The 26196-nt window shown below is 42.1% G+C and carries 27 protein-coding genes; 25 read left to right on the top strand and 2 right to left on the bottom strand.

All coding sequences use genetic code 11. The features are described from left to right. Nucleotides 1-84 precede the first annotated feature (84 nt). The 12 genes from mvk (at nucleotide 85) to P7J36_RS06880 (ending at nucleotide 11257) form a co-directional block, all read left to right on the top strand. On the top strand, nucleotides 85-1020 hold the full coding sequence (gene mvk / locus P7J36_RS06935) for a mevalonate kinase (RefSeq protein ID WP_408551617.1): 936 nt from the start codon (nucleotides 85-87) through the stop codon (nucleotides 1018-1020). After that, nucleotides 1013-2038 carry a diphosphomevalonate decarboxylase gene (gene mvaD / locus P7J36_RS06930; protein ID WP_408551616.1) on the top strand — a complete coding sequence of 342 codons (1026 nt, stop codon included), beginning with the start codon at nucleotides 1013-1015 and terminating at the stop codon, nucleotides 2036-2038. Before mvk ends, mvaD begins: the two co-directional genes overlap by 8 nt. A 1-nt stretch (nucleotide 2039) precedes the next feature. Then, nucleotides 2040-3119: a phosphomevalonate kinase gene (locus P7J36_RS06925; protein WP_408551615.1), complete on the top strand. Its 1080-nt coding sequence runs from the start codon at nucleotides 2040-2042 to the stop codon at nucleotides 3117-3119. A 10-nt stretch (nucleotides 3120-3129) separates the two neighbouring features. Next, complete coding sequence (gene fni, locus P7J36_RS06920) at nucleotides 3130-4227, top strand: type 2 isopentenyl-diphosphate Delta-isomerase (protein ID WP_408551614.1); 1098 nt, start codon at nucleotides 3130-3132, stop codon at nucleotides 4225-4227. Between the two features lie 340 nt (nucleotides 4228-4567). After that, nucleotides 4568-5434: an ABC transporter ATP-binding protein gene (locus P7J36_RS06915; protein WP_408551613.1), complete on the top strand. Its 867-nt coding sequence runs from the start codon at nucleotides 4568-4570 to the stop codon at nucleotides 5432-5434. A 4-nt stretch (nucleotides 5435-5438) separates the two neighbouring features. Beyond that, nucleotides 5439-6191, top strand: coding sequence for a hypothetical protein (locus P7J36_RS06910; protein ID WP_408551612.1), 753 nt, complete (start codon nucleotides 5439-5441; stop codon nucleotides 6189-6191). Nucleotides 6192-6228: 37 nt separating this feature from the next. Beyond that, on the top strand, nucleotides 6229-6957 hold the full coding sequence (locus tag P7J36_RS06905) for a LytR/AlgR family response regulator transcription factor (RefSeq protein ID WP_408551611.1): 729 nt from the start codon (nucleotides 6229-6231) through the stop codon (nucleotides 6955-6957). Nucleotides 6958-7115: 158 nt separating this feature from the next. Further along, nucleotides 7116-8204, top strand: coding sequence for a GHKL domain-containing protein (locus P7J36_RS06900; protein WP_408551610.1), 1089 nt, complete (start codon nucleotides 7116-7118; stop codon nucleotides 8202-8204). A gap of 193 nt (nucleotides 8205-8397) precedes the next feature. Then, the gene (locus tag P7J36_RS06895) at nucleotides 8398-8679 is read left to right on the top strand and encodes a helix-turn-helix domain-containing protein (RefSeq protein ID WP_408551609.1); all 282 of its coding nucleotides are present in this window, start codon (nucleotides 8398-8400) and stop codon (nucleotides 8677-8679) included. 91 nt (nucleotides 8680-8770) lie between these two features. Further along, entirely contained in the window at nucleotides 8771-9037 is a 267-nt protein-coding gene (locus P7J36_RS06890) for an ACT domain-containing protein (protein WP_029175615.1), read from the top strand. A gap of 11 nt (nucleotides 9038-9048) precedes the next feature. Next, nucleotides 9049-10386 (top strand): PFL family protein, encoded by a 1338-nt coding sequence (locus P7J36_RS06885; RefSeq protein WP_408551608.1) that lies wholly within the window; start codon nucleotides 9049-9051, stop codon nucleotides 10384-10386. A 175-nt stretch (nucleotides 10387-10561) separates the two neighbouring features. Then, nucleotides 10562-11257, top strand: a complete 696-nt coding sequence (locus tag P7J36_RS06880; protein WP_408551607.1) for a histidine phosphatase family protein — start codon at nucleotides 10562-10564, stop codon at nucleotides 11255-11257. A gap of 80 nt (nucleotides 11258-11337) precedes the next feature. Here P7J36_RS06880 and P7J36_RS06875 read toward each other — a convergent pair whose 3' ends face one another. Together P7J36_RS06875 and P7J36_RS06870 are read right to left on the bottom strand one after the other, a co-directional pair. Continuing rightward, on the bottom strand, nucleotides 11338-12030 hold the full coding sequence (locus P7J36_RS06875) for an ABC transporter permease (protein WP_408551606.1): 693 nt from the start codon (nucleotides 12028-12030) through the stop codon (nucleotides 11338-11340). Continuing rightward, nucleotides 12014-12910 (bottom strand): ATP-binding cassette domain-containing protein, encoded by an 897-nt coding sequence (locus P7J36_RS06870; protein ID WP_408551605.1) that lies wholly within the window; start codon nucleotides 12908-12910, stop codon nucleotides 12014-12016. Before P7J36_RS06870 ends, P7J36_RS06875 begins: the two co-directional genes overlap by 17 nt. A gap of 98 nt (nucleotides 12911-13008) precedes the next feature. Here P7J36_RS06870 and P7J36_RS06865 point away from each other — a divergent pair, with 98 nt between their 5' ends. The 13 genes from P7J36_RS06865 to P7J36_RS06805 all read left to right on the top strand — a co-directional run bounded on the left by P7J36_RS06865 (nucleotide 13009) and on the right by P7J36_RS06805 (nucleotide 26182). Next, nucleotides 13009-13869 (top strand): Rgg/GadR/MutR family transcriptional regulator, encoded by an 861-nt coding sequence (locus P7J36_RS06865; protein ID WP_408551604.1) that lies wholly within the window; start codon nucleotides 13009-13011, stop codon nucleotides 13867-13869. Between the two features lie 195 nt (nucleotides 13870-14064). Next, nucleotides 14065-14328 (top strand): hypothetical protein, encoded by a 264-nt coding sequence (locus tag P7J36_RS06860; RefSeq protein WP_274723135.1) that lies wholly within the window; start codon nucleotides 14065-14067, stop codon nucleotides 14326-14328. Nucleotides 14329-14427: 99 nt separating this feature from the next. Continuing rightward, nucleotides 14428-14751: a PadR family transcriptional regulator gene (locus tag P7J36_RS06855; RefSeq protein WP_172021161.1), complete on the top strand. Its 324-nt coding sequence runs from the start codon at nucleotides 14428-14430 to the stop codon at nucleotides 14749-14751. Beyond that, complete coding sequence (locus tag P7J36_RS06850) at nucleotides 14741-15244, top strand: DUF2812 domain-containing protein (protein ID WP_408551603.1); 504 nt, start codon at nucleotides 14741-14743, stop codon at nucleotides 15242-15244. Before P7J36_RS06855 ends, P7J36_RS06850 begins: the two co-directional genes overlap by 11 nt. Before the next feature lie 166 nt (nucleotides 15245-15410). Then, complete coding sequence (gene hrcA, locus P7J36_RS06845) at nucleotides 15411-16445, top strand: heat-inducible transcriptional repressor HrcA (protein WP_408551602.1); 1035 nt, start codon at nucleotides 15411-15413, stop codon at nucleotides 16443-16445. A gap of 140 nt (nucleotides 16446-16585) precedes the next feature. Beyond that, complete coding sequence (gene grpE, locus P7J36_RS06840) at nucleotides 16586-17107, top strand: nucleotide exchange factor GrpE (RefSeq protein ID WP_269089031.1); 522 nt, start codon at nucleotides 16586-16588, stop codon at nucleotides 17105-17107. Nucleotides 17108-17411: 304 nt separating this feature from the next. Continuing rightward, nucleotides 17412-19235, top strand: a complete 1824-nt coding sequence (gene dnaK / locus P7J36_RS06835) for a molecular chaperone DnaK (RefSeq protein ID WP_408551601.1) — start codon at nucleotides 17412-17414, stop codon at nucleotides 19233-19235. A gap of 256 nt (nucleotides 19236-19491) precedes the next feature. Next, entirely contained in the window at nucleotides 19492-20124 is a 633-nt protein-coding gene (locus P7J36_RS06830; protein ID WP_408551600.1) for a DJ-1/PfpI family protein, read from the top strand. A gap of 546 nt (nucleotides 20125-20670) precedes the next feature. Then, a complete protein-coding gene (gene dnaJ / locus P7J36_RS06825) occupies nucleotides 20671-21807 on the top strand; it encodes a molecular chaperone DnaJ (protein WP_408551599.1) in 1137 nt (378 codons plus the stop codon). Nucleotides 21808-21995: 188 nt separating this feature from the next. Beyond that, nucleotides 21996-22760 (top strand): lipoate--protein ligase family protein, encoded by a 765-nt coding sequence (locus tag P7J36_RS06820; protein WP_408551598.1) that lies wholly within the window; start codon nucleotides 21996-21998, stop codon nucleotides 22758-22760. A gap of 10 nt (nucleotides 22761-22770) precedes the next feature. Further along, entirely contained in the window at nucleotides 22771-24219 is a 1449-nt protein-coding gene (locus P7J36_RS06815) for an amidase (RefSeq protein ID WP_408551597.1), read from the top strand. A 123-nt stretch (nucleotides 24220-24342) separates the two neighbouring features. Beyond that, entirely contained in the window at nucleotides 24343-25218 is an 876-nt protein-coding gene (locus P7J36_RS06810; RefSeq protein WP_408551596.1) for a transporter substrate-binding domain-containing protein, read from the top strand. A 292-nt stretch (nucleotides 25219-25510) separates the two neighbouring features. Beyond that, nucleotides 25511-26182, top strand: a complete 672-nt coding sequence (locus P7J36_RS06805; RefSeq protein ID WP_044758292.1) for an amino acid ABC transporter permease — start codon at nucleotides 25511-25513, stop codon at nucleotides 26180-26182. The last annotated feature ends 14 nt before the right edge of the window (nucleotides 26183-26196 follow it).

The following is a 26196-nucleotide window of genomic DNA, read 5'->3' as shown; positions in this document are numbered from 1 at the left end:
CAATAGTCAAGTTAACATTATTACACTCATTAAAAATTTGGGATTGAAAAATCCCCATAAACTTATTTTACGAGGAGAAAAAGTATGTCAGTAGTAGGAAAAGCAAATGGGAAAATCATTTTGATGGGAGAACATGCGGTGGTTTATGGTCAGCCTGCTATTGCCATGCCATTTTCTGCTGTGGAAATTACAGCCCAGGTGACTGCCCAAGGCCAGGCACTTAGTGTAGCCTGTGACTTCTATGAAGGACTGGTTCACAAGATGCCCAAAATCTGGGAAAGCCTCAAGCACGCCATTCGTTTTTCGCTCTATCGCATTGGTGCGCCGACAGACCCAGCGATTCATATCGAGATCAGTTCGACTATTCCCGCCGAGCGCGGCATGGGCTCCAGTGTAGCCGTGGCAGTTGCAGTGGCACGCGCCCTCTTTGCCTACTATGAAAAAGAACTGACTGACAACGAACTCTTGGACATCGTTCAGTCTTCGGAAAAAATTGCTCACGGCAACCCATCGGGGATTGATGCGGCGACCACCAGCGGCAAGTCCCCCGTCTTCTTTATCAAGCACCAGCCCATCGAACCCTTGGAGCTGAAACTCCATGCCCACTTGGTAGTGGCTGATACAGGCGTGACGGGAAATACCTTAGAAGCCATTTCAGACGTGGCGGATTTGTTGGAGAAAAAGCCAGAGGCTATCAAGCTAGTAGAAGAACTGGGTAACTTGACCCGACAGGCCAAGGAAGATTTAGCCACAGACCAGGCAGAGCTTCTAGGCAGCAGAATGAACCAAGCTCATGCTCTCCTGCAAAAATTAGGCGTGTCTGATCCCAGCCTGGATAAGCTGGTCAGCCTTGCCCAAGAAAATGGAGCTCTCGGAGCCAAATTAACTGGTGGCGGCCGTGGAGGATGCATGATTGCCCTGGCAAGAACAGCCCAGGATGCCCAAAAACTTGCATACATACTTGACCAAGGTGGTGCCCGCCAAACCTGGATACAGTACTTAGGAGAAACCAATGACTAAACAAACAGGCATAGCCCGTGCCCATACCAATATTGCCTTGATTAAATACTGGGGAAAACGCGATAAGGAATTATTCCTACCTATGAATTCCAGTTTATCCCTGACCCTTGACGCATTTTATACGGATACCAAGGTCGTTTTTGACCCGGAATTAACTGCTGATGAATTCTATCTCAACGGAATCTTACAAAAAGAAAAAGAAATTTTAAAAATTTCTCGATTTTTGGATTTATTTTGCGAATATATAGGTGAAAGGGCATTTGCCCGAGTGGAAAGTCTAAATTTTGTTCCGACTGCGGCTGGTTTGGCCAGCTCAGCATCAGCCTTCGCAGCACTTGCACTTGCAACCGCAACTGCCTTGGATTTAGATTTGTCACCAGCCACCCTATCCACCCTAGCACGTAGAGGCTCTGGCTCCAGTACCCGCAGCCTATTCGGTGGATTTGTCGAGTGGGATATGGGAACGGGTTCGGAAGATTCTATGGCTCATCCCATTGACGATGCCGATTGGGATATTGCCATGGTCGTCTTAGCCGTCAATACTGGACCGAAGAAGATTGCCAGTCGAGAGGGAATGGACCACACGGTTGCTACCTCGCCATTTTATTCCGCCTGGGTAGAAACCGCCAAACAAGACTTGGTGGACATCAAGGCAGCTATTGCCAACCGTGATTTTGAAAAACTTGGTCAGATTACGGAACACAATGGTATGAAAATGCACGCAACGACGCTCTCTGCCAATCCGCCATTTACCTACTGGTCAGCCGATAGCCTAGAGGCCCAAGAGGCAGTCCGTCAGGTTCGTGAGACAAGTGGCTTATCAGCCTACATGACCATGGATGCAGGACCGAATGTCAAGGTCCTCTGCCGAGCAAGTCAAATGGATGAGCTAGTAGCTGAATTGGCCAAAGTCTTCCCAAGAGAGAAAATCATCACCAGCAAGCCTGGTCCTGCTGCCTATGTCCTCAGCGAAGACGAGTGGCAGGCCTCACAAGCAACGTTTGAAAAGGGCTTGTAGCATGAGAGTACAAGTAAAGATACCTGGAAAACTCTTTCTAGCAGGGGAATATGCAGTCGTCGAGGCAGGCTATCCCGCAGTGATTGCGGCCCTTGACCAATACCTGACTGTCACCATTGAAACAAGTGACCACGGCCTTCTTCATTCCAGCCAGCAAGCAGACCTCTATCTGACTTGGGAACGTCAGGAAGGTGCCCTTCATGTCCAAGGGGACCATCCCTATGCTCTGATTGAGACAACCATGCAGGTGACAGAAGCCTATCTGACAGCCAAGGGCTATACTTGTCAAGCAACCTATAGCCTAGCGGTCCAATCTGACCTGGATGACCAGACTTCAGGTGCCAAGTACGGCTTGGGCTCGTCAGGGGCAGTGACGGTTGCGACGGTCAAGGCCCTGCTAACTTACTACGGTCACCGACCAGATGCCCTCCTGACCTACAAGCTGGCAGCCTTGGTCCAGACCAAACTAGGCATGACGGGTTCCTTCGGTGACTTGGCGGCTTCCAGTTTTGGTGGCTTGATTGCCTATCATTCCCTGGACCGTTCTTGGCTGTTAGGGAAAATGGCAGAGCTGTCCCTGCTGGATCTGGTGGAAAGTGATTGGCAGGGGTTGTCCATCAGCCCTATCCAGTTACCCGAGGGCTTAGACCTCTTGGTTGGCTGGACAGGGTCGGCGGCTTCGACAGATCGATTGGTTTCCCAGATGGAAAGCCAAAAAAGTCAGGCAGAAAAAGAGTACATTCATAGCCAGTTTCTAGCCGACTCTAAGACCTGTGTAGAGCAGTTGATAGTAGCTTGTCAGACAAATGACTCAGCGTCAGTAAGACAGGCCATTGCTCAGAACCGCAAGCTCTTACAAGACTTTGCGAGAGGAATGGGCTTGGTCATTGAAACGCCTCGACTGAGCCAACTCTGTGATCTGGCCCAGACTTATGGAGCGGTGGCCAAATCATCTGGTGCAGGCGGTGGTGACTGCGGCATTTGCTTGGTAGACAGTAAGGAACAAAAAGTAGCTATTGAGAAGGCTTGGCAACAAGCCGGCATTCTTCCACTCCAACTAAAGATCACAAGTAGAGAATAAGGAGAACCCTATGTTTTATCTAGGAGAATTTGGTTTAGACCGCAAGGATCAACACGTTGGCTTGGCCAACCAGCAATATAGTGCCACACCGGCCAAGGACTTTACGGAGACCTTGTTTGTCCATCATTCCCTACCTCAGACCAAGGTAGATGAAGTGGATATTTCGACCAGTGTAGCTGGTTTGGACTTTGCCTTTCCTTTCTTTATCAATGCCATGACCGGTGGAAGCAAGAAGACGCGGGAAATCAATCGCCTCTTGGGAATTATGGGGCATTTTGGGAAGATTGCTCTGGCTTCAGGTTCGGTTAGTGCGGCGATCAAGGATCCGTCTGTTGCGGAAACCTTCTCCGTTATGCGTCGGGAAAATCCTTATGGCATTATTTTTGCCAATCTAGGTGCCCACCACAGTGTTGAGAATGCCAAGCGGGCGGTGGATTTGTTGGAGGCCAATGCCATCCAAATCCATGTCAATGCACCTCAGGAGATTGTTATGCCTGAGGGAGACCGTGATTTTACCATGTGGTTGAAGAATATTGAAACTCTAGTGCGGGAGATGGAAGTGCCGGTCATCGTCAAGGAAGTTGGTTTTGGTATGAGCCGTGAAACGGTTGCCCAACTGGCTTCTGTCGGTGTCAAGACCATTGATGTGTCTGGGACTGGGGGGACGGATTTTGCCAAGATTGAAAATGCCCGTCGGACCTTCAATGATTATACCTATCTAGAGGGTTGGGGGCAGTCAACGGTGACATCCTTGGTGGAAGCTATGTCTGTCCCTGAAGAAGTTCGCCCAAGTCTGATTGCATCTGGTGGTATTAAGACGCCACTAGATATTGTCAAATCATTGGCCCTCGGTGCAGACCTTGTTGGTATGTCCAATCATTTCCTCCAGTATGTCAAGGATGGTAAGGGACATCGTTTTGACGACGGCTTGCAGGCTATCAAGACCTTCCAATGGCAGATGGCAGAAATCATGACCATGCTGGGTGCTAAGAACATTGCGGAACTCCGTCAGAAAGATTTGGTCTTGGCTCCAAATGTACAAAACTGGTGCGAAGCGCGTGGGATTGACTGGAAAGCCTATGCCCGTCGGTCGCAAAGTATGAAATAAACAACCAAACTCGCGAAAGCGAGTTTTTTGATTTGATTGGGGAGAATCCCCAATCAAATAATCAATAATGTGAGTAAAAGAATGGATTACCAGATACTACAAGTAAACATACAAATTAGTACAAAAGAGCTTTTGTTTTGCTTATTTGGGCTATACTAAAAACATCAACTTGATAAAGCTGAGTTTACTTTAGATGAACAATCATCAAAAGTAATAGCTTATAAATTTTTGGATCCAGAAAAATATCTTAATGATTTCTTATAATTTAGATGAATCTCTTTTGAAAAGATTGAGTTCGATAATTATTTAGTGCATACCGCACCTGGTGGAGGTAATATTCATGAGTACAATACTACGAGCGTGTAATTTAAGTAAATCGTTTGGTTCACAAGAAGTGTTAACTAATGTCAATTTTGACATCCAATCAGGAGATATAGTTGGCTTGATTGGAAAAAATGGATGTGGGAAGACTACTCTTATGAAGATGATATTGGGTCTCACATCACGAACTGAAGGTGATATTCAATTTGAAGGGGATTCGAATTATCATACTAAAAGAAAGGCATTGAATAAAATTGGTTTCCTCCTAGATTGTAGATTGTTTGAAGATTTCTCTGCATATGATAATTTAAAATTGTTCTCTATGTACTCTTCAACATTCAGTGAAAAAGATTTAGATGACCGAATTGATGGGTTGTTAAAATTTGTTGGTTTAGATAATAGTAAAAAACCAGTAAAATCTTATTCATTTGGTATGAAACAGAGATTGGGTTTGGCTTTAGCATTGTTGGATGATCCTGAATTTTTGATTTTAGATGAACCATTTGTTGGTTTGGATCCCGCAGGAGTTAGGATTCTTCTAGATTATATTGTAAAGCTACGTCAAGAAAAGGGGGTTACAATACTAATCTCATCACATCAGTTACACGAAATTGAAGAAATTTGTGATTATTTCTTATTTATAAATGAAAAGCGTGTTGAAATGCATTCTAAACTGGGAGAAAATAAAATAATTATAACCTTGGATCATGTAGTGCCAGAGCTAGAGGAATGTTTGAAAGTTTTAGTCGATATAAAAGAAAATCAGATAATTCTACCGCAGGATGTATCAACGCTAAATTCAATTTTAAAACTTATTTACAAGTATAACGGTGAAATCAAAGATATCACAATAAAAGATTCTATCGAGGAATTATTTAGGGGGTAAAATCATGAAATCTATTATTTTAGCAGAACTCTATAAATTACTGAAACGGAAAAATTTTATCGTATTAACAGTGTTATCCTTATGGTCCTTAGTTTACGGATTGGGTATTTTCTTACATTGGGATTTTGTGAAAATCGGTGCTAAATTAGATTTAGTTACCTTTATCACGACGATGTGGACGTTCTTACTAATCTTAACCATTCCCTTATTGTTAATTTTGTATACTTCTTCCTTTATTTTAGGTGGAGAAATCCAAGGTGGGCAAATTCTACTAGAAGTAAACCGAGTATCTAGTAAGAAAACATTGATTATTTCTAAATATATAGTTGTCATCTTATCAATCTTATTTTTGTATGTACTGAACTGCTTATCATCACTAGCCACTTATATTTGTTTTGTATCTAGAAGTGAATATGGCTATGAGAATTTTTTGGAATTACATGCTACGAATGTACAGTCAATAGTCATTAGTTTGGTAAATTTAGGTTTTATTATTTTGCTTGCTAGCGTTGCTTTTTATTTATCACTACATGTTTCAGCGATAGTAGCTGCATTTATAAGTTTAGGTGTCTATTTTTTATGTCAACTGTTGTCGTATGTTACTGTTATTTCTAAATTTATCCCTGGATATTTCTTTGTTGTACCTAATTATCAATTTACAATTAGTTTGTCTATTGCTCATTTGTTAAGTTATTTTTTAATGTGTATATTATTATTGATCGCTACCATGAAAGGATTTGAAAAGAAAGCATTGTGAGTGATATAATATTCCAAAAAGGAATTTATAGAAATAGATGTATAGAATAGCAATTTGTGATGATGATAGCTTACAGGTTAGTCATTTAGAGACTCAAATTTCAACCTATTTTGATGAGAGTCACATTCAATATGAGATTGATGGTTATTATAAAGGGGAGCGTCTAGTGAAAGCGATGAGGACTCAGAAGGATAGTTATCACTTGGTGTTTTTGGATATTGAAATGGAAGGAATTGATGGGATTGAGACTGCAAAACTATTGAGGGATATTGATCGGAATTTTATCTTAATTTACGTTACAAGTTATGAACAGTATGCTTTAGAGAGTTTTGAAGTCTCTCCTTTTCGTTATCTAATAAAACCTGTATCTATTGAGAAACTGAGAGCTGTTCTTAAGGATGTTCTTGTAGAATTGACTGCTAAACAGAAATTCCTATTCTATCAAGTAGGTAAGGAACACTTTCAAGTGATTTTAGAGAATATTGTCTGCTTATATTCTGAATTTGGTAGAAAAATTCATCTTGAATTAGTTGATGGTAGTAATGTGTCATTTTATGGGAAGATATCAACAATTGAAGAAGGGTTACCACAAACACATTTCGTTAGAGTTAATAGTGGTACAATAATTAATTTAGATTATGTTGCATCTTTTAATAGAAATGAAGTAACAATGGTAAATGGCGATTGTATCGCTATCAGTAGAAGTCGAAAGAAAGCGGTAGTTACAGCCTATAATCAATTTATTGAGAGGAGTTTTGGATTATGATTGGTTTATTTAAAACGACTGGTCTCCTCTCTCTTTTTTTATTTCAAAGCTTTATTATTTGGATCTATTTACAGCATTTTTTTGTTATCAGAATTTCTAAGCTGAGATTCTATTGCTTTATTGTATTCATCTATTTTATTGGCAGGACGTCAATAATTGTGAATCAGAATACCTTTATTGATTTGAAAATTTTTTCCCTGTTCTTCACTTTTTTGATTCTCTTCTTCTTTTTATCTGGAAATATAGTGAAAAAAATATTTCATTTCTTATTTCTGATTTTTTGGTTATTGATTCAAGAAGATATTGTTGTTTTACTATTTAACCATGCACCACAAACTAAAACATTTGCTATCTTCTTTGTTCAATTTTTCCTGATGGTGCTGACTCTGATATTTGTATTAGGCTTGAGACGATTCAAAGTAGACAATTTAATAGGTCTGAATAAAATAGAATATGGTATTCTTTCAGTCACTCCTTTTATTTCGATTGTCTTGCTATTACATAAAATACCGTTATCTCTTGGTAAAGTTCTCTTATTTGACAGCTATTTGTGGTTAATTAATATTGTTATCATTGTGCTTTATAATTACTTGAGTGAAAAAAACTACAATATTATCAAAAACAAAATAGCTTCTGATGAAAATAACATGACGAGTGAGATCATAAAGCAAGAAAATGAGTTGGCTATCCTTAGACACGATTTGAAAAATATTATTTCTTCAATTGATTTTTATGCTGCTAATAATGAATGTGAGAACATCCAAACAATAACTCAAGAGATATTGGGACAGGAAGTATTTAATCGTAAAATTACAGGATGTATCCCCATTGATGCAATATTAAATCAAAAAATATCTAAGATGAAAAAAGATGATATCCTATATAATTTAGATTTACAAGTTCCATATAATTTAGATTTAAGTACTATTGCTATTGATTTGTGTGCCATTCTTGGGAATATTCTTGATAATGCTATAGAAGAAATTGAACGTAACGGCTTAAAGACCCCAATTGACATAGTATTACGCTTTAAGCATAACAAATTGGTTTTTAAAATAGCTAATTCTATCGCAAAAACTAATGTGGCTATTCATTATGATGGTATGAAATCTATCAAATCGCCAGATAGACAAGGTATAGGAATAAAAAGCATTTATGATAGGGTTACGAAATTGAAAGGACATCTAAATATTAGTGTTAAATCAAATCAATTTATTGTATTGGTTGTCATTCCAGTGCCATACTAGTAGATCGGACTCTCTCATCTTCGGATTGGGGAGTTCTTTTCTTTGGCGTAAATTGGTAAGCACAAGTCGCCAAATGTCATTCAACTTTTTCTGTCAGAGGTCTATAATCATTCTTGTAAAACAAATTAAGGAATGAGGAAATCATCATGGTACTCACAGATCAAGAAGCATTTAACCACTTGGACCCACAAGCTTGGACACAGTTTCAATCGCAGAACGCTTGGAAATCTTGGCAGCTATTCAAGAAAATATGCGTACGTACGGCGAAGAACTTGGTTATGCTCAAAATACCAGCTTCAAACAGGAACTGCAAGCCGTCCAAAAGGCCATGACCTTCTCCTATCTCAAGATGAAATTACCAGCAGAGGAGATTTCCAGCTTGATTGGCTACAGCGAGGTCAATGCTTTCAGCCGTGCCTTCAAGAAATGGACTGGCATGACTGTGACCGACTACAAGAAGCAACAAGGACTATAAAGACGTATGATGGAGGTAGAAAGCAATAGGATTTCTACCTTTTTCTGCATATTTATGATAAAATAAATGAAAATTTAGAAGAGGTGTTCAGATGAAAGCTATTGTTACAGTTGTCGGTAAGGACAAGTCAGGGATTGTTGCGGGTGTTGCGACTAAGATTGCGGAATTGGGACTTAATATTGATGATATTTCTCAGACTGTTTTGGATGAGTATTTTACCATGATGGCGGTGGTGTCATCAGATGAGAAGCAAGATTTCACGCAACTTCGTGCGGAATTGGATGCCTTTGGTCAAAGTTTGAACGTGAAAATCAACATTCAAAGTGCGGCGATTTTTGATGCCATGCACAACTTGTAAGGAGAGCAATCATGGATATTAGACAGGTTAGAGAAACCATTGAGATGATCGAGGAGCAGCACTTCGATATTCGGACCATTACCATGGGGATTTCCCTCTTGGACTGTATCGACTCGGACATCGATAAGGCTGCGGAAAAAGTTTACACCAAAATTGTGACCAAGGCTAAGAACTTGGTAGCGGTCGGTGATGAGATTGCGGCGGAGCTGGGGATTCCCATTGTTAATAAACGGGTGTCGGTAACGCCGATTGCTTTGATTGGTGCGGCGACGGATGCGACGGATTATCTTCCCTTGGCTCATGCCTTGGACAAGGCGGCTCATGAAATCGGCATCGATTTTATCGGAGGTTTTTCAGCTCTCGTTCAAAAGGGCTACCAAAAAGGGGATGAAATCCTCATCAACTCTATACCGCAGGCATTGGCCCAAACGACAAAGGTCTGCTCGTCAGTCAACATCGGATCGACCAAGACGGGTATCAACATGACGGCTGTGCGGGATATGGGGCGGATCATCAAGGAGACGGCGGAAGCTTCTGAAATGGGGGCGGCCAAGCTGGTGGTCTTTGCCAATGCGGTCGAGGACAATCCTTTCATGGCGGGTGCCTTCCATGGTGTCGGCGAGGCGGATGTGGTTATCAATGTCGGTGTGTCTGGGCCTGGTGTGGTCAAGCGTGCCCTTGAAAAAGTGCGTGGCGAGAGCTTTGATGTGGTGGCGGAAACCGTCAAAAAGACGGCCTTCAAGATTACCCGTATCGGTCAGTTGGTCGGCAATATGGCCAGTGAACGCCTGGGTGTTAAGTTCGGTATCGTGGACCTGTCCCTTGCTCCGACGCCAGCCGTTGGCGATTCAGTGGCTCGGGTTTTGGAGGAAATGGGCTTAGAAACCGTAGGTACGCACGGAACGACCGCTGCCCTGGCTTTGCTCAATGACGCAGTGAAAAAGGGTGGAGTCATGGCCTGCAACCAAGTCGGTGGCTTGTCAGGTGCCTTTATCCCTGTGTCTGAGGACGAGGGCATGATTGCGGCGGTGCAAAATGGCTCGCTCAACCTTGAAAAATTGGAAGCTATGACGGCTATCTGTTCTGTTGGTTTGGATATGATTGCCATTCCAGAAACAACGCCTGCTGAAACGATCGCAGCTATGATTGCGGATGAGGCGGCGATTGGGGTTATCAACCAGAAAACTACTGCGGTTCGTATCATTCCGCTTGGAAAAGAAGGGGATATGATTGAATTTGGTGGGCTTCTGGGAACGGCTCCTGTTATGAAGGTCAATCAGGCTTCGTCTGCTGACTTTATCAACCGTGGCGGACAAATTCCAGCACCGATTCATAGCTTTAAGAACTAAAAACGTAAACCGATTGCGACAAGCAGTCGGTTTTTTGCTATACTATAGTCGAGTGAATTAGCTTTCAGATAAGGAACCGAGGTGCAGGTAGTACTAGAGTACAGCAAGCCGAAAGTGACGATGTATCAAAGCTAATTCAAATGACTATATAGTAAGAAAAGACAAGGAGAACACTATGGCAGACGTAAGATTATATATTTCTCGACATGGGAAAACCATGTTTAATACCATCGGGCGCGTGCAGGGCTGGTGTGATACACCGCTGACCAAGGCTGGTGAGGAAGGAATTCGTGAGCTGGGCTTGGGGCTCAAGGATGCAGGCATTGATTTTAAACTAGCCGTATCCAGTGACCTAGGGCGGACCGTTCAGACCATGACCATCGCCCAGCGTGAATTGGGAATTTTAGGAAAAATCCCATATTACCAAGACAAGCGTATCCGTGAATGGTGCTTTGGTAGTTTCGAGGGCATGTATGACGCAGAACTTTTTCAAGGTGTTTTACCACGCTTGAAAGGGACGATTGATGTCGTTGGCATGAGCTATGAGGAAATTGCTCATGGTATCCAAGAGGCAGATACAGCTGGTTGGTCAGAGTCTTGGGAAGTCTTGCGTGACCGTATCTTGACAGGTTTTGAATCCATCGCACAGGATGTAGAAAAACAAGGTGGAGGAAATGCTCTTGTAGTCAGCCATGGTATGACCATTGCAACTCTTGTAAATCTACTCAATCCAGAAAGTCCAACCAATCTCTTCTTGGACAATGGTTCTATTACTGTCCTCAAGTATGAAAATGGTCAATTTACTATTGAAGCAGTCGGAGATATGTCCTACCGTCACCGTGGAGCAGAATTGATTGCTCAAGGGGAATAAATGTGAAATGAAAACATGTATGTCATACGTTTTTTCTGATGTGTGACATACATGTTTTTATATATGAAATCTAAGCTACATCATTTTAACTCTTTCCTACTGAAAATGCCGTAACTCAGATAGAGATATAATAGAGTAGCCATAAAGCTAAGACCCATGGATAGCCTTGAAATATGTTCCCCTTGTTGAAGCGAAAGAAATAGAAAATAATCTGTTGGTAATGTCATATGGAGTAGGTTACTGGTAATGAGGTTAGTGATATTGTCAAAAAGAAGGCTAATTAAACTAAAGTCAAGATAGGCTTGATTGACCTTATTGGACTTGACAAATATCAGGATGGATAACAGAGAGATACAGATAAATAAAGGTGTTTGAACAATGAAACTTTGTATTATCACTGCAAAATCAACACGATCACCTAGAAGTAAGCCAACACTGCTACTCAATAAATAGGATAGAAGGATATAAGCGAGATCTAGTACAAGGGTTGCTAAGACTTTATAGAAAAATACCCCTTTTCTTGTTTGTTGCTTGATAATAATATGATTGATGGTACGGTAAGTAAAATCTTCTCCAAAGAAAAGGTTGGCTGGAACGATAAAAAATAGTGTGATAAATTGAGAAAGCAATTGAATAAGAGAGCTAGTGAAGTCTTCGTTGCCATGCAACAAAAAAGCGGATAAAAAGGACAGTAAAGCCAATATTCCCAATGAAACCGTTAATCTCTGTTCTTTTTGAATCTTAAATAAATCAGCTTTAAAGTAATGTATCATGCTCTTCTCCTTCTTGAATCAATGTCAGGTAATAATCTTCAAATGACATTTGTTGTTTAAAAATTTCTTTGACCTCCATCTCATGGTTTATCAAGAGATGAATGAGGCTCATAACATTTGTATCTGATGACAGACTGATATAATCCTTATCTATTTTGTAAGCGATGCCCTGCTCTTCAAGGATAGTAAAGGTCTTAGGATGGTTGTTCGTTTGTAGATAGAGCTGTTCTTCTAAGGTTTGTTCAAGTTCTTGTCTTGAGAATTCTTTGACGATAAGGCCCTTATGCATAATAATGTAGCGATCAACCACCATCTCAAGCTCTGATAGGATATGACTGGAGATAAGGATGGTCATCCCATATTGATTGCGAAGATTTAAAATAATGCTTCTCATTTCTTTGATTCCAACAGGGTCAAGACCATTAATCGGTTCGTCTAGGATTAAAAAATCAGGCTTATCTAGAATAGCTAAGGCAATGGCTAAACGTTGACGCATTCCCAATGAAAAATCTTTGGATTTTTTCTTAGGATCCACATCCTCTAAACCGACAATTGCTAATGTCTCTAAGATTTTTTCATCCGCTTGCTTGAGATTTAATTGCAGAGCCATGTAACGAAGATTATCGATCGCAGATAAATTAGGTTGTAGAGCAGGGGATTCAATTAAAGCTCCCATACGACAATCTTTTGAGCTAGTAATGGTACCTGAAGTTTGGGAAATGAGGCCCGATAACATTCTGAGAAGCGTTGTCTTCCCAGCACTATTTTCACCGACTAAGCCACAGATTTCTCCTTTATTAATCGTTAAAGAAACCTGATGAACTGCTTTTTGTTTCCCATATTGCTTTGATAATTCTTGGGTAGATAAGAGAGATGACATAACTACCTGCCTTTCTATAAAAAAATGATAAATTTATGATATACTAGATTCAAAAGTTGGCAAATTTCGTTACATAAATGTAACGCGTGGAGAATATAATGGGAAATTACGGAAAAATTTTTAAACTCATTCGTGAATCAAAAAATATGTCTCTCAAAGAAGTGGCTGGGGATTTCGTGACACCTGCTCAGTTATCACGCTTTGAAAATGGAAAGAGTAATCTTTCTGTAGATACATTTTTTCATTGCTTGAGACGGATGAATGTGGTAGAGGGCGAATTTTCTACCCTCTACCAGTCCTATTTTCAGATAGATAATTTGTTTTCCTCAGAAGAATTCGTCCGTGCAGTTTATAGTCACAACGCTCAGTATATGGATGATAGAATTTTGTACCATCAAGCAGAGTATGATAGGGATGGACGTCCGTTTGATAGGGTGATGGTTGCGGCCTTTCATATATTCAAGCAGCAATGGTGCGATCCTGATTATGATGTTTCTGAGGATGAAAAAGCTATTCTATCGGACTATTTAATGTCCATAGATGATTGGGGTAAATTTGAACTCTGGATTTTCGGAAATTGTAGCAGAGGTCTTCCTAGCAAAATGTTGGAAGTTCTGGGAATGGAAGTTCTCAATCGAACAAAGTTTTATATGGATATCACAGAAAACAGAGATAATGTTTATAAGGTACTCATCAATATTTCGAGTAGTTTGTTAGATAGGGGAGAGGAGATTGCTGCGATTCGCTTTCTCAAAATTCTTGACTCTGTCAATATCATGGAAAAGAATATGCGGGATCGCTTGCTGCTTAAGCTCATAAAAGCACGCTTGTCCTACATGAATGGAAATGATGGTGGCCTAGAAATAATGAAGGAATGCCTGCATATTGCCAAATTTTTAGATTGCTATGATTTAATCTACCAGATCAATAAGGAAATTGAGAAAGTTACAGATATGTAATGAATTTTAAGTGGCTCGTCATTTCCTGTAAGATGATACTTGTAAGTTTTACAACTTTACAAAACAATGTTTATAGACATTTAGTTTTTCTTTTATTACTTCGTTAACTCGCTTTGCCGTACTCCAGTACTGTCTGCAGCTCGTTGCCTAGTACTAAAAGTAAACTAAAAGACTATAATTATCTTGGAGGAAATAATGATGAAGAAATTACTTGTTCTAGGTGCTCTTACAATGCTTGGTTTTGTAACTTTTGGGCTTCTAACAACTAATAGCAGTTCAGCAAGTGCTGAAACGGAGGGCAAGGTAGTTCTGTTTGGGAAAGTCGATTTTTCAGATGATGAAGAACAGGACACGGATGAGGAAAGGGAAGAAGTAGCGACAGAGAGCGATGATGCTAGCTGGCTTGAAAACTTTATCACGACACATAAAACACCATTTTCTAAAACAATCAAGAAATGAAATCAGGGATTTTCTCTGATTTTTTTCTTGACAAGTGTATCGAGGTGCGATATAATTTATACATCGAAGTTCGATGTATCGTAGTGCGAAAGGAGTTTTATGGATGATAAGTTAAAACGCGTCTATGTTCCCATGACAGAGACAGCCTTCTATATTCTCTTTCATTTACAGGAAGAACGGCATGGTTACGATATTACACAGAAGACCAAGGAAGTCACGGCAGGTCAGGTCGTGATTAGCCCTGGGACCATGTACGGCACCCTGTCGAAAATGGAGAAGGATGGCTTGATTGCCTTTGTCAGAGAAGAAGACAAGCGAAAGTTTTACCAAATAACAGCAACAGGTCGGGAAATTCTAGACATAGAATTGGCTCGAATTGAACGCCTTTATCGAAACAGTAAGGGAGAAAGTTATGGAGACTAAGACAGAATGTAAAGTATTTTTTATCACAGATTTCAATCAACAGGCACGCTACCTTAGTGAAATGCATAAGAAGGGGTGGAAGCTAGTTAAGATTAGCTGGAGCTTGTTTTATCATTTTGAAAAATGTGAGCCAGAAGATGTCGTTTACCAGGTTGATTTTAAAGAAAGTAAAAACAAGGATAGAGAATCCTATCTACGCATGTACGAGGACTATGGTTGGGAATTTGTCACATCATGCCAAAGCTTCATTATTTTCAGGAAGCTAGCTAAGTTGGGGGGACTTGAACTATATGGTGATAGGGAAAGCAAAGTGGAATTTGTTAAAACAATCATCCAAAGACGTTATTTACTATCCTTAGGACTTTATTTCATTTTGATAGGGGTGAATCTGAATGAGCATCATTATGTACTTACGCTTATTCTTTCTGCTATCTATATCCCTCTCTTGCTGTTGACTGGATACCGTTTTTACCGACTTGTAAAAAACAACTAGGTCCTCAGACTGATTTTTAGCACTCTAGGTAAAAGAGTGCTAATTTTTTGGTTTTTTCTCTTGACAATCCATTTTTTCGGCGTATAATGGGAGTATAAAGTTTAGCACTCATCGTTATAGAGTGCTAAAAATATAAAAATCAACACTGTTCATGAAAGGAGCGGAGATGATTACCCAACGTCAAAATGATATTTTGAATCTGATTGTTGAATTGTTTACGCGCCATCATGAGCCGATTGGTTCTAAGGCCTTGCAGGAGATGATTGCTTCTAGTTCGGCGACCATTCGTAATGATATGGCTAAGCTAGAGCAGTTGGGCTTGCTAGAAAAGGCTCACACGTCAAGCGGTCGGATGCCCAGTCGGGCTGGTTTTCAATACTTTGTCAACCATTCGCTTAACTTGGAACACATCAATGAAGAAGATGTTTATCAGGTGGTCAAGGCCTTCGACTTTGAAGCCTTCAAGTTGGAAGACATCTTGGAGCGGGCCAGTACAGTCCTAGCGGATTTGACAGGCTACACCTCGGTCATCTTAGATGTGGAGCCGACCAGTCAGCAGTTGACTTCCTTTGACATCGTGCAGCTCAGTAGCCACGATGCCTTGGCAGTCTTGACCCTAGACCAGTCCAAACCTGTCACCGTCCAGTTTGCCATTCCCAAGAACTTTTTGACCAGGGACTTGGAAGTGCTCAAACGCCTGGTGGATGAACGCTTCGTTGACCAGACGGTCTTGGCAATTCACTACAAGCTGCGGACGGAGATTCCCCAGGTGGTGCAGCGTTACTTTACCACGACGGACAATGTCTTGGATCTGATGGACTACATCTTTGCCAATCTCTTCCAAGAATCAGTCTTTATCAGTGGAAAGGTCGCCTCGCTGACCTATGGCAATCTCGCCACCTATCAGCTCTTGGATAGCCCACAACTATTAGCCCCAGAGTTGCGGCAAGGCTTGGCGCTAAACCAGCAGACCAGTATTTCCGTGGCGGAACATAGGGATCCTGCCCTGGCGGATGTGACAGTCATTCATCATCGCTTTCCAATCCCCTATAGGGGCATGGCCCAGATGAGTTTGCTTGGTCCTGTTGACATGGACTACCGTAGGCAGATGAGCTTAATCAACATCATCAGCCGCGTCCTATTTATGAAATTAACCGATTACTACCGATACTTAAGTAGTAATCATTATGAGGTCAATTAAGATGTGAGGGCGTGAAGGAAACGATTGAAAAATAGGAGATTGACGCGGTGTCATCAGACACAAGGAAATCTATCTTTTTTCTGAGTTTCTAGCCCGAACTCAATTTATTATTTGTCAAAGTAATAATAGAAAATGAAGAGGTGAACAACTTGTCAGAAGAAATCAAAAACGAAGAAATCGTAGAAGAGGTTGAAACAACAGAAGAAGTTGTCGAAGCTCCTGAAAAATCAGAATTGGACTTGGCAAATGAGCGTGCAGAGGAATTTGAAAACAAGTACCTCCGTGCCCATGCTGAAATGCAAAATATCCAACGCCGTGCCAACGAGGAACGCCAGACCATTCAACGTTACCGTTCGCAAGACTTGGCTAAGAAAATCTTGCCGAGCTTGGATAACTTGGAGCGTGCCCTTCAAGTCGAAGGTTTGACAGAAGATGTCAAAAAAGGCTTGGAGATGGTACAAGAAAGTTTGATTCAAGCCCTCAAAGAAGAAGGGGTGGAAGAAGTCGCAACCGATGTTTTTGACCCAAATCTTCACATGGCCATTCAAACTGTTCCAGCAACAGACGACTGCCCAGCAGAACACATCGCACAAGTCTTCCAAAAAGGCTACAAGTTGCATGAACGTCTGTTGAGACCGGCTATGGTGGTGGTGTCGGAATAACTTAGTCTTCCAGTTTATCTTTTATTACTTCGACGGCAGAGGAAACTCCGTTTCCTTATTTCCAACTTCAAATAAAAGAGATTATTTGAACTCACCTTGCCGTACTTCAGTACAGTCTTCGGCAGTAGTACGAATTTCATTCGTTTATTCCCCACCTTTAACAGTCTATTCAAAGACTGTTAAAGCTAGTAATAAAAGCAAACTGAAACACTAAGGTCGCTCTGCTATTTCCCAAAAAAGAAAACTTGACCGAAATGTCGTTAAACTACTTGAAAAGAAAGTAAATTAAAAAGAGGTAAAACATATGTCTAAAATTATCGGTATTGACTTAGGTACAACAAACTCAGCAGTTGCAGTTCTTGAAGGAACTGAATCAAAAATCATCGCAAACCCAGAAGGAAACCGCACAACTCCGTCTGTTGTATCTTTCAAAAATGGTGAAATCATCGTTGGTGATGCGGCAAAACGCCAAGCGGTAACTAACCCAGATACAATCATTTCTATCAAATCAAAAATGGGAACTTCTGAAAAAGTTTCAGCAAACGGCAAAGAATACACACCACAAGAAATCTCAGCAATGATCCTTCAATACTTGAAAGGTTATGCAGAAGAGTACCTTGGTGAAAAAGTAACAAAAGCGGTTATCACTGTTCCAGCTTACTTCAACGATGCCCAACGTCAAGCAACAAAAGACGCAGGTAAAATCGCAGGTCTTGAAGTAGAACGTATTGTCAACGAACCAACTGCAGCAGCCCTTGCTTACGGTTTGGACAAGACTGACAAAGACGAGAAAATCTTGGTATTCGACCTTGGTGGTGGTACTTTCGACGTATCTATCCTTGAGCTCGGTGACGGTGTCTTTGACGTACTTGCAACAGCAGGTGACAACAAGCTCGGTGGTGACGACTTTGACCAAAAGATTATCGACCACATGGTAGCTGAATTCAAGAAAGAAAACGGCATCGACTTGTCAGCTGACAAAATGGCCCTTCAACGTTTGAAAGATGCGGCTGAAAAAGCTAAGAAAGACCTTTCAGGTGTAACGTCAACCCAAATCAGCTTGCCGTTCATCACTGCAGGAGCAGCAGGTCCGCTTCACTTGGAAATGACATTGACACGTGCGAAATTTGACGAATTGACTTACGACCTTGTAGAACGTACAAAAGTTCCTGTTCGTCAAGCTCTTTCAGATGCAGGTCTTAGCTTGTCAGAAATTGACGAAGTCATCCTTGTTGGTGGTTCAACTCGTATCCCAGCCGTTGTAGAAGCTGTAAAAGCTGAAACTGGTAAAGAGCCAAACAAATCTGTAAACCCTGACGAAGTTGTTGCTATGGGTGCGGCAATCCAAGGTGGTGTCATCACTGGTGATGTCAAAGATGTTGTCCTCCTTGACGTAACACCATTGTCACTTGGTATCGAAACAATGGGTGGTGTATTTACAAAACTTATCGACCGCAACACAACTATCCCAACTTCTAAGTCACAAGTCTTCTCAACTGCGGCAGATAACCAGCCAGCTGTTGATATCCACGTACTTCAAGGTGAACGTCCAATGGCAGCAGACAACAAGACTCTTGGTCGTTTCCAATTGACAGACATCCCTGCAGCACCTCGTGGTATTCCACAAATCGAAGTTACATTCGACATCGACAAGAACGGTATCGTTTCTGTAAAAGCCAAAGACCTTGGTACGCAAAAAGAGCAAACTATCGTTATCCAGTCTAACTCAGGTTTGACAGATGAAGAAATCGATCGCATGATGAAAGATGCAGAAGCAAACGCTGAAGCAGATAAGAAACGTAAGGAAGAAGTGGACCTTCGTAATGATGTGGACCAAGCAATCTTTGCGACTGAGAAAACTCTTAAAGAAACTGAAGGCAAAGGCTTCGACGCAGAACGTGACCAAGCTCAAGTAGCTCTTGATGAGTTGAAAGCAGCTCAAGAAGCTAACAACTTGGACGACATGAAAGCGAAACTTGAAAACCTCAACGAAAAAGCCCAAGCCCTTGCAGTGAAACTCTATGAACAAGTCGCAGCAGCACAACAAGCAGCTGCAGGCCAAGAAGGTGCCCAAACAGCTAACAACGCAGGCGATGATGTGGTAGACGGCGAGTTTACTGAAAAGTAATACTCTTCGAAATTCTTCACTAGGCTTTGTTAACTCTCCTCGATGAACTCTAGTTCAATCTTCGTCCAGTTGCCTAGCCTAGTCTTGAATTTCTTTGAGTATCTAGGGTTCGGAAAATCATTTTTTCCGAAGTTCTTAGCCCGAACTCAGTTCTCATCTTCTCGAGAATAGAAATCATTCATCAATAAACTTTCCAATCACAGAGGTTGCAACCCAGCCTCTGTTTTTGGGTAAATAGCTAATGAGGAGGTTTTTCATGAAAAAAGTTGCTTGTTTGCTTTATCCTAATTTTTCTCTCTATGAGATAGCTCCGTTGACCAGCACATTAGTGTTGAACTTTGGGAGAAAGATTGATTATATTGCTTCCACTAAGGAAACGATTTATTCGGAGGACGGTCTACCTTGTTATGCCAATAAAACCTTAGAAGAGGTAAATATAGAGGAATATGATTGTATTCTTTGCCCAGGGATGATTGACTTTACTCAGGCTTTACGAGATGAATGCCTCATTCGATTTCTTGCAGGTTTAGATGGTAAGCCAATCAAAATTGCAGCAATTTCTTCAGCACCTATCCTACTTGCCAAGGCTGGATTGTTGAAACAGACTCTTTACACAGGTGGTATTTGGCAAAATTTTATCGACTATTTTGATTTTTTGCCTAGGGAAAATTTTCGTCCCTTACCAGTCTGTGAGGATGGCAATATCATTACAGGAACAGGTTTTACAGTCAATGCCTTTTCTCGTCAGGTTTTGACCAGTCTTGCTTTGGTTGAAGATGCAAGTAGGTGTTTTAAAGAGTTGGACAATTACTCTGAGGAAGATTTTATTTTTGAGCTATCTGACAAAGAATTTGAAGAGTTCAAAGTGACATTTGAAAAAATGCCTTAGCTAATTTTTATAGAAAGGAAAGTGTTCTCGACTGAACACGGGCTACTTTCTGAAATTCGTCTATTATTTAACGAAAGGAATTGAACCCGCCCTAAAAGCTGTGTGAAAAGTCAAAAAGTCTGGGGATAGACTTTTTGAGAAATACCTGTCGCTTATTGTTTTTGTGCGACAGGGCTGAAAGTGTCCACTGGACACTTTCACTCCCTATTTTTCTTTGAGTCGCTTAACGGCTTAATATCTTCATAGAAAGGAAAGTGTTCGTAATTGAACACGGGCTACTTTCTAAATTCTAAGGAAAGGAATACAAGTTCGGTAATTCGAACACAGGCTAAAAACCTAGTGAAAAAGATAAACTTCCTAGTGTGTTAGGCACACTGCGTCAGTTTCCTATTTTCACTTTTCCCAAACCATGATAGAAAGGAATGTGTTCGTAACTGAACACGGGCTACGGACTGTGCCAAAAAGATAGTTTTTTCCTAGGACGGTGGCGTCCTGCGTCAAAACTCCTATTTTGGCTGTGTCCGCTTAACGCCCTTAGTATCTTATATGAACAATACTGAATTTTACGATCGTCTGGGGGTTTCTAAGAATGCTTCGCCAGACGAGATTAAGAAGGCTTATCGGAAGCTTTCAAAGAAATACCATCCAGATATTAACAAGGATCCGGGTGCGGAGGATAAATACAAGGAGGTCCAAGAGGCTTATGAAACCTTGAGCGATCCGCAGAAACGGGCAGCCTATGACCAGTATGGTCCTGCTGGTGCCAATGGAGGCTTCGGCGGAGGAGCAGGTGGATTTGGTGGTTTCGACGGAGCAGGTTTCGGTGGCTTTGAAGACATTTTCTCTAGCTTCTTTGGTGGAGGTGGTGCGACGCGCAATCCTAATGCACCTCGTCAAGGGGATGATTTGCAGTATGCAGTCAACTTGAAATTTGAAGAAGCGATTTTTGGTGTGGAACGTGAAGTTTCCTATAACCGTGAGGCAACTTGTCGAACCTGTACAGGTTCAGGTGCCAAACCTGGAACAAGTCCAGTAACCTGTGGGCGTTGTCATGGTTCTGGAGTGATCAATGTGGACACCCAAACTCCACTTGGAACCATGCGCCGTCAAATGACCTGTGATGTCTGTCATGGTCGCGGAAAACAAATCAAAGATCCATGTACAACCTGTCATGGAACTGGTCATGAAAAACAAGCCCATACGGTAACGGTTAAGGTACCAGCTGGTGTGGAAACTGGTCAACGTATTCGCTTGGCAGGTCAAGGTGAAGCTGGTTTCAATGGAGGTCCTTACGGAGATCTCTACGTTGTCATTCAGGTCCAACCTTCAGACAAGTTTGAACGTGAAGGAACCACTATTCACTATAAACTGAACCTCAACTTTGTCCAAGCAGCACTTGGTGATACTGTTCATGTACCAACGGTTCACGGTGATGTAGATATGGTCATTCCTGAAGGTACCCAGACTGGTAAGACCTTCCGACTCAAAGGAAAAGGTGCCCCAAGTGTCCGCGGTGGTGCCATCGGTGACCAATATGTGACGGTCAATATCGTTACTCCGACAGGTTTGAACGACCGCCAACGTGCAGCCCTTAAAGACTTTGCGGCAGCGGGAAATATTGATGTCAAACCCCATAAAAAAGGATTCTTTGACAAGGTAAAAGATGCCTTTGAGGATTTATAATTCTAAGATGAGACTGGAAACTCCAGTCTCCTTTCTTTTTCAGAAAAAACTCTGGGCATTTTCTCCGACGCATCACAGGCTCTGTGTTAAAATAAGATATAGTAATTTGAAAGAGAACGCTTACGGATGAAATCTTGGGTTGAGAATGTGACCATAAAAAATATGAAGATTGGTCTGGCTTGACAGGTTTGAAACAGGGACCATTGGTGTGGACTGAGGTCTTTTTGCGCGAAGTCAATCGTCAGTCCAATACAGGGATTTTACATTTTTGGCCCATGGACCAAACAGTCATTCTGGGGATGATGGACAGCCAGGTTGCTCAGCTGGACAAGGGCTTGGCCAGTATTGGTCAGGCGGGATACAGTCCTATAATTCGGAGTTTGGGCGGTTTGGCAGTTGTTGCGGATGAGGGGATTTTAAATGTCACTCTGATTTTGCCTAATCCCTCTGGTCACAAGGTTGATTTGCGGGAGTCTTATCAGGTCATGGTGGATGTGATTGTTCAGGCGCTTTCGGATTTTCCCTTCGAGGTGGTCAGTGGTGAGGTGGCAACTTCCTATTGTCCTGGGACCTACGACCTTAGTATCAAGGGGCGGAAGTTTGCTGGATTGGCTCAGCGGATTTACCAAGAGGCCATTGCCATTTCTGCCTATATCAGTGTGTCAGGCAATCAAGTCAAACGAGGGCAAGTGGTGGCTGACTTTTATGCAGCAAGTTTTGCTCCGCAAGAAGTATCTGACCGATTTCCACAGGTGGATCCGGATTCGATGGCCAATCTGTCAGACTTTGTCGGTCGGGATTTGACAGTGGAGGATATGAAAACACGAATTGAGCATGTCTTGATTGAAAACGGGGCTTTTCTGACTACCTTTTATCCTTCGTCGGACAACATGGCTGATTTTATGGCGCTCGGAAAGACCATCAAGCAGTCTATGGAAAAATATGGAATTTAGGAGAAAATCTATGAAATGGAAAGATGCGACAGCTATGGCCCAGGCTGTCAATCAAAAACAGGTTTCTGCCAAGGAGTTGGTGCAAGAATCCATTGACAGGATTGAAAAACTCAATCCCGACCTCAATGCGGTTGTCAGCAAGCAATATGAAGAAGCCTTGAAAGAAGCGGAGAAAGAAGACTATCTGGGCAAGCCATTTGCTGGAGTTCCTTTCTTGCTCAAGGATTTGGGGCAAAATGAAAAGGGGCAGCCCTCTTCTGCCGGTTCTCGCCTATTTCAAAACTACCGAGTAGCTCATACAGACAAACTGGTGCAGGCTTTCAAGGACCTGGGTTTTATCATCTTGGGACGGACTAATACGCCAGAGTTTGGATTTAAGAACATGTCGGATTCTAGCCTACATGGTCCTGTCAATCTTCCCTTGGACCCTAGTCGCAATGCTGGTGGATCAAGTGGTGGTGCAGCCGCAGCACTGGCTTCAGGCATGGTCTCTATTGCTGCTGCATCGGATGGTGGTGGCTCTATTCGTATCCCAGCCTCTTTTAATGGCTTGATAGGCCTCAAAACCAGTCGTGGTCGAATTCCAGTTGGACCCAAGTCCTATCGTGGCTGGCAGGGAGCTTCCAGCAACTTTGCCCTGACCAAGTCGGTTCGCGATACCAAACGCCTCCTCTATCACTTGCAGACCTATCAAGTCGAGGCTCCCTTTCCTTTGGCTCTTCTGCCTGAGCAGTCTCTCTTTTCGTCTACGGACAGGTCCCTGAAAATTGCCTACTATAGCAAGTCTCCAGTAGGGAGCAAGGTCAGTCCTGAAGCGGTAGAAGCGGTTCAAAAAGCCTATCATTACTTGGCTGACTTAGGGCATGAGCTGGTGGAATTATCAGAATATCCTCTGGATGGAGTGGCACTGATGAAATCCTTCTACCTGATGAACAGCGTGGACACAGCCCAGATGTTTGAAGAGATAGAGGCAGGGTTGGGTCGGTCCATGACACCTGATGATATGGAAGCCATGACCTGGGCCATTTACCAGAGTGGACAGACCGTTCCAGCCAAACTCTACTCCAAGGTCTTGCAGGATTGGGACCGCTACAGTGCCAGAATGGCGGACTTCCACCAGCATTACGACCTCCTTCTGACACCGACCGTGGCAGATGTGGCTCCCATGCTAGAACAGTTCACTCACTCGCAAGAGATGCTGGACCGCTTGTTGCACACGCAGGAGTTGACAATGGCAGAGCAGCAGAGTTTGATTTGGGAGATGTTTGCAGAAAGTCTGGCCTGGACACCCTTTACCCAGCAGGCAAATATCACAGGACAACCTTCGATTAGTCTGCCAACTTATGTGCGGGCTGATGGCTTGCCAATCGGCATCCAATTGACAGCAGCCAAGGGACGAGAGGATTTACTCTTGCAGTTGGCAGACCAAATGGAGGCAGCAGGTTTACTCAACTTGTAAGGGAATTCATTTTTTCAGTTCAATTATTTGCCAAAACGTTTTCAAAATGTTAACCTGTAAAAGTTGGTGGGTTAACACCGAAAAAGTAAAAAGGAAGCTATGGCTTCCAAAGGAGATTGTTTTATGTTGAAAAAAGTTTTGGCCTCAGCTCTCTTGGTTTCTACTTTGACCTTGGCAGCATGTTCTAGCTCAAGTTCTAATACTAGCAGTTCTTCTGCTGAACAAACTCAATGGAAAAAAGTACAAGAAGCAGGTGTCTTGAAGGTTGCAACACCAGGTACCCTCTTCCCAACTTCTTACTACAATGATGCTAAAGAATTGGTCGGTTATGAAATTGACATGATCAATGAAATTGGTAAACGTTTGAAATTGGAAATCGAATACCAAGAAATTGGTGTAGCAGAAGCCTTTACAGCTGTGGACAGTGGCAAGGTTGATATTTCTGTGAACAACTTTGACATGACAGCAGCACGTAAGGAAAAGTACAACTTCTCTATCCCTTACAAGTATTCAGTTGGTGGCTACATCGTCCGTGAAGATGGTTCATCAGGAATCGAAGCAGCTGACTTGAGCGACTGGACTGGTAAAAAAGCTGGTGGTGGTGCAGGTACTCAGTACATGAAAATTGCTGAAAAGCAAGGTGCAGAGCCAGTTATCTATGACAACGTAACCAACGATGTCTATTTGCGTGATGTATCAACAGGTCGTACAGACTTCATTCCAAACGACTACTACACACAAGTCATGGCCATCAAATGGGCCAATGCCAACTTCCCAGACATCAAGGTCAAAATGGGTGATGCAAAATACAATCCAACTGAACAAGGGATTGTCATGAGCAAGGCTGACACAAGCTTGAAAGAAAAAATTGACGAAGCTCTTGAAGCGATGAAAGCTGACGGAACTTTGAAGGCAATTTCTGAGAAATACTATGCAGGACAAGATTTGACAATCCCTGTTGAAAATGCTGATAAATTGCCAGTTATCGAAGTTGAATAAGAATTAGCAACAAATTATAGTCTTTTAGTTTATTTTTAGTACTCGCTCCAAAGGTTTGGGGAACCTTCGGAGGTTGGAGATAATACTTGCAAAGCAAGTCACTTTTACAAAATCAGGCAAGGCGAGTTCAAACAGTCCAGTGGAGTGTTTGAAGTTGGAAATAAGGAAACAGAGTTTCCTCTTACGTCGAAGTAATAAAAGAAAAACTAAATGACGATAAATGCATCTTGTATAGACTTTGTCAGTCCCAGACTGGCAAGGTCTATCTGGTTTTTAGGAAAGAGGAGAAGATATGGATATTAACTGGCAGGCAGTTTTTAATGCAGATATTGCAAGAGAGGCTATTCCACAGATTTTGGAGGGACTTCCCTACACTCTATCCCTATCCCTAATTGGTTTTGCCTTGGGGACTTTCTGTGGATTTTTTGTAGCCCTCATGCGGATGTCTAAGTTTGGCCCCTTGCGTTGGTTGGCTATGGCCCATATTTCTCTCATGCGTGGTATTCCTCTCATGGTTCTTCTTTTCTTCATCTATTTTGGTCTGCCCTTTATGGGCTTGCAGTTAGATGCCATAACAGCCTCTATCATCGCCTTTACTTCCATGTCCAGTGCCTACATTTCTGAAATTATTCGTGCATCTCTTTCAGCCATTGATAAGGGGCAATGGGAAGCGGCGCGTTCCCTGGGGTTGCGGACCAATGTGATTTACCGAAAAATCATCATCCCCCAAGCCTTTCGCATTGCCCTTCCACCCCTTAGCAACGTTCTCTTAGACATGGTAAAAAGTACCTCTCTGACAGCTATGATTACGGTGCCAGAGATTTTCAATAAGGCCAAGATAGTCGGCGGAGCCAAGTCGGACTACATGACCGTTTACATCTGTGTGGCCCTTATTTATTGGGTTATCTGTACCCTATATGCTGTCGGACAGGTGCATTTGGAAAAACGCTTGGCGACTTATTAAAAAATTCCTCGGTT

The organism is Streptococcus suis (assembly GCF_046032115.1).
In the GTDB taxonomy this organism is placed as follows: domain Bacteria; phylum Bacillota; class Bacilli; order Lactobacillales; family Streptococcaceae; genus Streptococcus; species Streptococcus suis_AJ.
This window is presented reverse-complemented; position numbering and strand designations above follow the sequence as displayed.

Coding starts and splice junctions, on each gene's coding strand:
- mvk (WP_408551617.1), top strand. CDS start 85: ATGTCAGTAGTAGGAAAAGCAAATGGGAAAATCATTTTGATGGGAGAA.
- mvaD (WP_408551616.1), top strand. CDS start 1,013: ATGACTAAACAAACAGGCATAGCCCGTGCCCATACCAATATTGCCTTG.
- P7J36_RS06925 (WP_408551615.1), top strand. CDS start 2,040: ATGAGAGTACAAGTAAAGATACCTGGAAAACTCTTTCTAGCAGGGGAA.
- fni (WP_408551614.1), top strand. CDS start 3,130: ATGTTTTATCTAGGAGAATTTGGTTTAGACCGCAAGGATCAACACGTT.
- P7J36_RS06915 (WP_408551613.1), top strand. CDS start 4,568: ATGAGTACAATACTACGAGCGTGTAATTTAAGTAAATCGTTTGGTTCA.
- P7J36_RS06910 (WP_408551612.1), top strand. CDS start 5,439: ATGAAATCTATTATTTTAGCAGAACTCTATAAATTACTGAAACGGAAA.
- P7J36_RS06905 (WP_408551611.1), top strand. CDS start 6,229: ATGTATAGAATAGCAATTTGTGATGATGATAGCTTACAGGTTAGTCAT.
- P7J36_RS06890 (WP_029175615.1), top strand. CDS start 8,771: ATGAAAGCTATTGTTACAGTTGTCGGTAAGGACAAGTCAGGGATTGTT.
- P7J36_RS06885 (WP_408551608.1), top strand. CDS start 9,049: ATGGATATTAGACAGGTTAGAGAAACCATTGAGATGATCGAGGAGCAG.
- P7J36_RS06880 (WP_408551607.1), top strand. CDS start 10,562: ATGGCAGACGTAAGATTATATATTTCTCGACATGGGAAAACCATGTTT.
- P7J36_RS06875 (WP_408551606.1), bottom strand. CDS start 12,030: ATGATACATTACTTTAAAGCTGATTTATTTAAGATTCAAAAAGAACAG.
- P7J36_RS06870 (WP_408551605.1), bottom strand. CDS start 12,910: ATGTCATCTCTCTTATCTACCCAAGAATTATCAAAGCAATATGGGAAA.
- P7J36_RS06865 (WP_408551604.1), top strand. CDS start 13,009: ATGGGAAATTACGGAAAAATTTTTAAACTCATTCGTGAATCAAAAAAT.
- P7J36_RS06860 (WP_274723135.1), top strand. CDS start 14,065: ATGATGAAGAAATTACTTGTTCTAGGTGCTCTTACAATGCTTGGTTTT.
- P7J36_RS06855 (WP_172021161.1), top strand. CDS start 14,428: ATGGATGATAAGTTAAAACGCGTCTATGTTCCCATGACAGAGACAGCC.
- P7J36_RS06850 (WP_408551603.1), top strand. CDS start 14,741: ATGGAGACTAAGACAGAATGTAAAGTATTTTTTATCACAGATTTCAAT.
- hrcA (WP_408551602.1), top strand. CDS start 15,411: ATGATTACCCAACGTCAAAATGATATTTTGAATCTGATTGTTGAATTG.
- dnaK (WP_408551601.1), top strand. CDS start 17,412: ATGTCTAAAATTATCGGTATTGACTTAGGTACAACAAACTCAGCAGTT.
- P7J36_RS06830 (WP_408551600.1), top strand. CDS start 19,492: ATGAAAAAAGTTGCTTGTTTGCTTTATCCTAATTTTTCTCTCTATGAG.
- dnaJ (WP_408551599.1), top strand. CDS start 20,671: ATGAACAATACTGAATTTTACGATCGTCTGGGGGTTTCTAAGAATGCT.
- P7J36_RS06815 (WP_408551597.1), top strand. CDS start 22,771: ATGAAATGGAAAGATGCGACAGCTATGGCCCAGGCTGTCAATCAAAAA.
- P7J36_RS06810 (WP_408551596.1), top strand. CDS start 24,343: ATGTTGAAAAAAGTTTTGGCCTCAGCTCTCTTGGTTTCTACTTTGACC.
- P7J36_RS06805 (WP_044758292.1), top strand. CDS start 25,511: ATGGATATTAACTGGCAGGCAGTTTTTAATGCAGATATTGCAAGAGAG.